Annotated in this window: 5 protein-coding genes and 1 riboswitch; of the genes, 3 read left to right on the top strand and 2 right to left on the bottom strand. The window is 68.0% G+C overall.

Annotated elements, in window-relative coordinates; all coding sequences use genetic code 11:
* Positions 1–125: riboswitch (M-box (ykoK) riboswitch) on the bottom strand. This riboswitch is flagged as partial in the annotation.
* 147 nt (positions 126–272) lie between these two features.
* Positions 273–2,039, bottom strand: a complete 1,767-nt coding sequence (locus LI92_RS19075) for an MFS transporter (RefSeq protein ID WP_082109809.1) — start codon at positions 2,037–2,039, stop codon at positions 273–275.
* Positions 2,040–2,299: 260 nt separating this feature from the next.
* On the opposite strand from LI92_RS19075, the gene thiC reads away from it, so the two are divergent.
* From thiC to LI92_RS19060, 3 genes are read left to right on the top strand one after another with little or no spacing between them, the layout of a single operon-like run.
* Positions 2,300–3,943: a phosphomethylpyrimidine synthase ThiC gene (thiC, locus tag LI92_RS19070; protein ID WP_046321742.1), complete on the top strand. Its 1,644-nt coding sequence runs from the start codon at positions 2,300–2,302 to the stop codon at positions 3,941–3,943.
* Positions 3,943–4,782, top strand: coding sequence for a bifunctional hydroxymethylpyrimidine kinase/phosphomethylpyrimidine kinase (gene thiD / locus LI92_RS19065; RefSeq protein WP_046321740.1), 840 nt, complete (start codon positions 3,943–3,945; stop codon positions 4,780–4,782). The genes thiC and thiD overlap by 1 nt, the downstream gene beginning before the upstream one ends.
* Positions 4,779–5,414: an alpha/beta hydrolase family protein gene (locus tag LI92_RS19060; RefSeq protein WP_046321738.1), complete on the top strand. Its 636-nt coding sequence runs from the start codon at positions 4,779–4,781 to the stop codon at positions 5,412–5,414. The genes thiD and LI92_RS19060 overlap by 4 nt, the downstream gene beginning before the upstream one ends.
* On the opposite strand, the gene LI92_RS19055 is transcribed toward LI92_RS19060, so the two are convergent.
* Complete coding sequence (locus LI92_RS19055) at positions 5,415–6,416, bottom strand: beta-ketoacyl-ACP synthase III (protein WP_046321737.1); 1,002 nt, start codon at positions 6,414–6,416, stop codon at positions 5,415–5,417. It lies immediately after the preceding gene.
* Between the last annotated feature and the right edge of the window lie 272 nt (positions 6,417–6,688).

Genomic DNA, 6,688 nt, shown 5'->3' with positions numbered 1-6,688 from the left:
CCATTCGGGAAGCCACTTGGGCTCAACCCTTAATCCGGGAGGAGCTGTCCTGACCCGGGGCGTCTTTCGACGTTCGGGGTCAGTGGCCTGTGTCCGTGCAGACGCCTCACCTAACGAGGTGCTTGCGCTGTCCATAGTGCACCACGCACCAGGCCCGGTCAACTCGACACCGGTGAGTCTCGGCACACCGTTGCCCAACCGACACCCCGGCGTTGCACCTGCGGTATTCCGGGCGCCCCACGGGTGGTTTTTGCGGGTCGCCCCACGCCGTTTCAGCTTTGCAGGCGCACCGGTTCGAAGGCGTAGCGGCCGGGGGTGCGCAACGATGCGAGCGCCCCGAGCAGCATCATCAGCGCAGCGGCGGTGAAGACGACACCCAGCCCGGCGTGGACCGGTCCGGAGATCAACTGCGGGAAGAAGCTCTGCCCCGTCAGGGTGGCGGCGTCGACGCCGGGCTGCCCCAGCGCTCCGGACGGCCCCAGCAGCTCGGCGATCGGGTTGTAGCCCAAAAACGCGGCGAACAGGCTGCCCACCGGCGGGGTGTCGGCCAGCTGCTCGGCGACACCCGCGGGCACCCCCTGTTGCTGGAGCCCGGCGTCCAGAGCCACCGGCAGCGTGTTGGCCAGGCCGACCACCATCAGCGAGAAGAAGATCCCGATCGACAGCGACGTGCCGGCGTTGAAGAAGGTGGCCCGCACACCGGAGGCCGCGCCACGCTGAGCGGCCGGCACGCTGGACATGATGACGGCGCTGTTGGGCGCGGTGAAGATCCCGCCGCCCAGCCCGTTGAGGAACACCAGCGCCGCGAACACCCGGTAGTCGAAGTTCACCGGAAGCAGCACCAGCCCCACGAACGTCGCCATCATCAGCACCATGCCGCCGACGGTGAACGGGCGGGCACCGCGGCGGTCCGCCAGCGAACCGGCCACCGGACCGGCCAGCAGGAATCCGACGGTCATCGGCAGCAGATAGATGCCCGACCACAACGGGGTGGATTCATAGCTGTAGCCGTGCAGCGGTAGCCAGATGCCCTGCAGCCAGATGATCAGCATGAACTGCAGGCCGCCGCGCCCGATCGCCGCCAACAGGCCGGCCGCGTTGGCCATGCCGAACGCCGGAACGGCGAACAGGCGTACGTCGAGCAGGGGCGCGGCAACCCGAAGTTCGATCAAGCAGAACAGCACCAACAGCGCCACGCCCAGTACCAGCGCACCCAGCACGACCGGGCTCGTCCAACTGGTCGGCGAAGATCCGTGCGGCTGAATGCTGTAGGTGATGGCCGTCAGCACCACCGTCAGCCCCAGGCCCAGCGTCACGGTGCCCGCCCAGTCCAGCTTCGCCCGCGCCTTCTCCCCGAGTTCGTGCAGGGATCGCATGGACCAGACGGTGCCCAGCACACCGATCGGCACCCCCACCCAGAACACCGCACGCCAGTCCCATTCCGACAGGACGCCGCCGATCAGCAGGCCGACGAAGGAGCCGGCGACCGCGGCCACCTGGTTGACCCCCAGGGCCATGCCGCGCTGATTGGCCGGGAACGCGTCGGTGATGATCGCCGACGACGACGCCATCAGCATCGCCCCGCCGACGCCCTGCACCACCCGCCACCCGATCAGCCACTGGGCGCCGCGGCCCATGTCGAAGGGGTCGATCGACAGCGCTATCGCCGCGACGGTGAAGACCACGAAACCCAGGTTGTAGATCCGCACCCGGCCGAACATGTCGCCGAGCCGGCCGAAGAACACCACCAGCACCGCCGAGGCCAGCAGATAGCCCATCAGCATCCACAGCAAATAGCTGACGTTCGCCGGTTCCAGCGGGTTCAGCCCGATCCCGCGGAAGATGGCCGGCATCGAGATCAGCACGATCGAGCCGTTGATGGTGGCCAGCAGTACGCCCAACGTGGTGTTGGACAACGCGATCCACTTGTATCGGGGGTGGTCGCGGTCCAAGCGCAGGCGGCGACCGGCGGCGGCCTGTTCGGCGACAGCGCCCGGATCCCCGGCGTCGAGGCTCTCCCGCTCGATCTGCGCCGTCATGACTCTCCCAGCTTCCTATACCGTGAGCGCATATATTAGCTAAGCAAATGATCAGTTGCCTAATTCCCGGCCGGCTTCCTCGCTCAGCACCCCGCACAGCGCCTTACGCAGGCTGCCCGGCTGAGATAGCGTGGCAGGTGCACGGATCGCAGTGCACACACCACACAACCGCGGGAGCGCAACCGGTGCGCTGAGAGGACGGCCCGAGCCGTCGACCGTACGAACCTGACCGGGTAATTCCGGCAAGGGAGAGGAAGACCATGACTGATGTCGCAGTTCAGCCGCAGGTGACCACCGGGCCCATCCCCTACAGCGAGAAGGTCTACCGGGAGATCGAAGCCCCCGGCGGCGTCGTCATGAAGGTGCCGTTTCGGCGGATCAACCTGACCACCGGTGAGCACTTCGACGTCTACGACACCTCGGGTCCCTACACCGACGCTCATGCCGACATCGACCTGCACCGGGGCCTGCCGCCGCGCCCGGGGGTGGTGCGGGACCGGGGCACTCAGCTGCAGCGGGCCCAAGCCGGCGAGATCACCGCCGAGATGGCCTTCATCGCCGCCCGCGAGGGCTTTCCCGCCGAGATGGTTCGCGACGAGGTGGCCCGCGGGCGGGCGGTGATCCCGGCCAACCACAACCACCCCGAGCTGGAGCCGATGATCATCGGCAAGGCGTTCAAGGTGAAGATCAACGCCAACATCGGCAACTCCGCAGTCACCAGCTCGATCGCCGAAGAGGTGGACAAGCTGGTGTGGGCAACCCGCTGGGGCGCCGACAACGTCATGGACCTGTCCACCGGAAAGGACATCCACGAGACCCGCGAGTGGATCCTGCGCAACTCGCCGGTGCCGATCGGGACCGTGCCGATCTACCAGGCCTTGGAGAAGGTCAACGGCGACCCGACCAAACTGACCTGGGAGCTGTACCGCGACACCGTGATCGAGCAGTGCGAGCAGGGCGTGGACTACATGACCGTGCACGCCGGGGTACTGCTGCGCTATGTGCCCCTGACCGCCAAGAGGGTCACCGGGATCGTGTCGCGCGGCGGTTCGATCATGGCGGCGTGGTGCCTGTCGCGGCATCAGGAGTCGTTCCTGTACACCCACTTCGAGGAACTGGCCGACATTCTGGCCAGCTACGACGTGACGTTCTCCCTCGGCGACGGGCTGCGGCCCGGTTCGATTGCCGACGCCAATGACGAAGCCCAGTTCGCCGAGCTGCGCACCCTGGGCGAGCTGACCAAGATCGCCAAATCCCGCGGCGCGCAGGTGATGATCGAGGGCCCGGGCCATGTCCCGATGCACAAGATCGTCGAGAACGTCCGGCTGGAAGAGGAATGGTGCGACGAGGCACCGTTCTACACGCTGGGACCGCTGGCCACCGACATCGCACCGGCCTACGACCACATCACCTCGGCGATCGGCGCCGCCATCATCGCCCAGGCCGGCACCGCGATGCTGTGCTACGTCACCCCCAAGGAGCACCTGGGGCTGCCCGACCGCAAGGACGTAAAGGACGGGGTGATCGCCTACAAGATCGCCGCGCACGCCGCCGACCTGGCCAAGGGACACCCGCACGCCCAGGAGCGTGACAACGCACTGTCGAAGGCGCGCTTCGAGTTCCGGTGGTATGACCAGTTCGCGCTGTCCCTGGACCCCGACACCGCACGCGAGTACCACGACGAGACACTGCCCGCCGAGCCGGCCAAGTCCGCGCACTTCTGCTCGATGTGCGGCCCGAAGTTCTGCTCCATGCGTATCAGCCAGGATGTCCGCGACTACGCCAGCGAGCACGGGCTGCAGTCGCAGGAGGACATCGACGCCGCCATCGCACAGGGCATGGCCGAGAAGTCAGCCGAGTTCGCCGACCACGGCAACCGGGTGTACCTGCCCATCTCCTCCTAGTGGGGTTTCTGCCACTGGCCCCGCCCGGGGCCACCCCGGTACGCATCCTCACCGTCGCCGGCTCGGATTCCGGCGGCGGAGCCGGCATACAGGCCGACATGCGTACCTGTGCGCTGCTCGGGGTTCACGCCTGCGTCGCGGTGTCCGCAGTGACCGTCCAAAACACCTTGGGAGTCAAAAGCTTTCACGAGGTGCCGCCGGACACCGTCGCCGCCCAGATCGCCGCGGTGGTGCCCGACATCGGAATCCAGGCCGCCAAGACCGGCATGCTGGCCTCCGCGCCGATCATCACCGCGGTGTCCGACACCTGGCGGGAACTGGGCATGACGGTCCCCCTGGTGGTCGATCCGGTTTCGGCGTCCATGCACGGCGATGCACTGCTGGCCGAATCGGCACTGGATGCGCTGCGCGACAAGCTTTTTCCCTTGGCAACTCTGGTCACCCCCAACCTGCACGAGGTGCGGCTGCTGGTCGGCATCGAGGTAGTGGACGCCGCCACCCAACGTGCGGCCGCACGCGCGCTGCATGCGCTGGGGCCGCAGTGGGCACTGGTCAAAGGGGGGCATCTGCCGTCGGCGCAGCACAGTCCGGACCTGCTCTATGACGGCACCGATTTCCTGGAGTTCCCCGGCCCGCGGGTGGCCACCGCCGACGACCACGGCGCCGGCGACACCCTTGCAGCGGCTTCGGCGGCCGCGCTGGCCCACGGGTTCAGCGTGCCCGAGGCGGTGGCGTTCGCCAAACGCTGGGTGACCGAGTGCCTGCGCGCCGCATACCCGCTGGGCCGCGGGCACGGCCCCGTCTCACCGTTGTTCCGCCTGGGGCTCGACGGCTTATGAGCTGCGAAGAACTGCCGGAACTGGCCGGGGTCGCCCATCACCCGGCCGGCACCCCCACCGGCGTGGTGGTGCTGACCCACGGCGCCGGGGGCGACCGGGATTCACCGATGCTGCAGCGGCTGTGTGACGAATGGTCGCGCCGCGGATTCCTGGCGATCCGCTACAACCTGCCGTTCCGGCGACGCCGCCCCAAAGGCCCGCCGTCGGGGTCCGGTGCCGGGGATCGAGATGGGATCACCGAGGCGATCGGATACGCCCGCGCCCTGGCCGACGGTCCGCTGATCGCCGGCGGTCATTCCTACGGCGGCCGGCAGACCTCGATGGTGGTGGCCGCCGGCGACGCACGCGTCGACCTGTTGACGCTGTTCTCCTATCCGCTGCACCCACCCGGTAAGCCGGAACGCACCCGCACCGAGCATCTGCCCCAGATCGGCGCGCCGACGGTGTTCACGCACGGCAGCTCCGACAGCTTCGGCACCTGCGCGGAGATCCGCGCCGCCGCCGCGCTCATTCCCGCGCCGCACGACGTCGTCGAGATCACCGGCGCCCGCCACGATCTGGCATCCAAGACCCTGGACGTCCCGGCGCTGGCGGTCGACGCGGCGCTGCGACTGCTGGGCGAAACCCGCTGATCAGGGCAGCGCGACGACGCTGGCCGCGTAGCTCAGACCCGATCCGTATCCCAGCAGCAGGGCCAGGTCGCCGGACTTGGCGAGGCCGCCGGACAGCAGCTGCTCCATGGCCAGCGGGATGGATGCCGCCGAGGTGTTGCCGCTGTTCTCGATGTCGTTGGCGACAACCACGTCGGGACGAAGCTCAAGGCTCTTGGCGATCAGCGCGTTGATCCGGGAGTTGGCCTGGTGCGGAATGAAGACATCGATGTCGTGCGGCTGCAGTCCGGCCGCCGCAATGGCGCGCTGCCCCACCCCGCTCATCTCGAAGGCCGCCCAACGGAATACCGCATTGCCGTCCATGCGCAGATACGGCCGGGGACCCTCCGGCGCCTCGGTGTAGCTGATCCAGTCGATGTCCTGGCGAATCGCTTCGCAGTTCTCGCCGTCGCTGCCCCAGACCGTCGGTCCGATGCCGTTGGCCGTCATCTCGCCAAGCACAACCGCACCGGCGCCATCCCCGAAGATGAAGCAGTTCGAGCGATCGTCCATGTCGATGGTCCGCGAGAGCACCTCCGAGCCGATGACCACCGCGCTGTCGATAGTGCGGCCGCGCAACAGATCCGCTGCCACCCCGAGCGCATAGCCGAATCCCGCACAGCCGGTGGCCACGTCGAAGGCGGGGACACCTTTCGCACCCAGGGCGACTGCGACCGCGGGCGCACACGACGGCGTTTGCCGAAAGTTGGTGCTGGTCGCCACGATCACCGCGCCGACCCCGGACCCGTCGACACCGGCCTGGGACAGCGCCCCGCGGCCGGCCTCGACGGCCAGGCTCAGCGTCGTGTCGGTGTCCCCGGCGAAGCGGCGCGTCTTGATCCCGGTCCGGGAATAGACCCATTCGTCGGAGGAGTCGATACGCGCGCATATCTCGTCATTGGTGACCACCCGGGCCGGGCGAGCAGCCCCGACGCCGAGCAGACCGATCGATCTGGATGCCGCAGGGTGGCGAATTTCGCTCAACAGGACGTCTCTCGGTGGTAGGCAACAGCTGAATCAAGCGCCTAACCATAACGGCCCATACGGGCCGACTCGTCCACCGGTAGGCCGCCGGCAGCTGCGCCGGGTCACGGTCCCACTGCTTCAATACCAGCGGCGAAGCGACCTTGCTGTGGTTCACCACGGTGCGCAACGCGGTGCGCGACGGCGCCCACTTTCTGCTGGAGGACTACGAAATCGCCTGATTCACCGGGCGGTTCAGCGAGGCTCGACGCAGGAGAGGCGAAGCTGGAACC

The organism is Mycobacterium sp. UM_Kg1 (assembly GCF_000972925.1).
Taxonomy (GTDB): domain Bacteria; phylum Actinomycetota; class Actinomycetes; order Mycobacteriales; family Mycobacteriaceae; genus Mycobacterium; species Mycobacterium hiberniae.
This window is presented reverse-complemented; position numbering and strand designations above follow the sequence as displayed.

Bases quoted from the DNA above. Each gene is read 5' to 3' on its own strand.
- LI92_RS19060 (WP_046321738.1), top strand. From the start codon at position 4,779: ATGAGCTGCGAAGAACTGCCGGAACTGGCCGGGGTCGCCCATCACCCG.
- thiC (WP_046321742.1), top strand. From the start codon at position 2,300: ATGACTGATGTCGCAGTTCAGCCGCAGGTGACCACCGGGCCCATCCCC.
- LI92_RS19075 (WP_082109809.1), bottom strand. From the start codon at position 2,039: ATGACGGCGCAGATCGAGCGGGAGAGCCTCGACGCCGGGGATCCGGGC.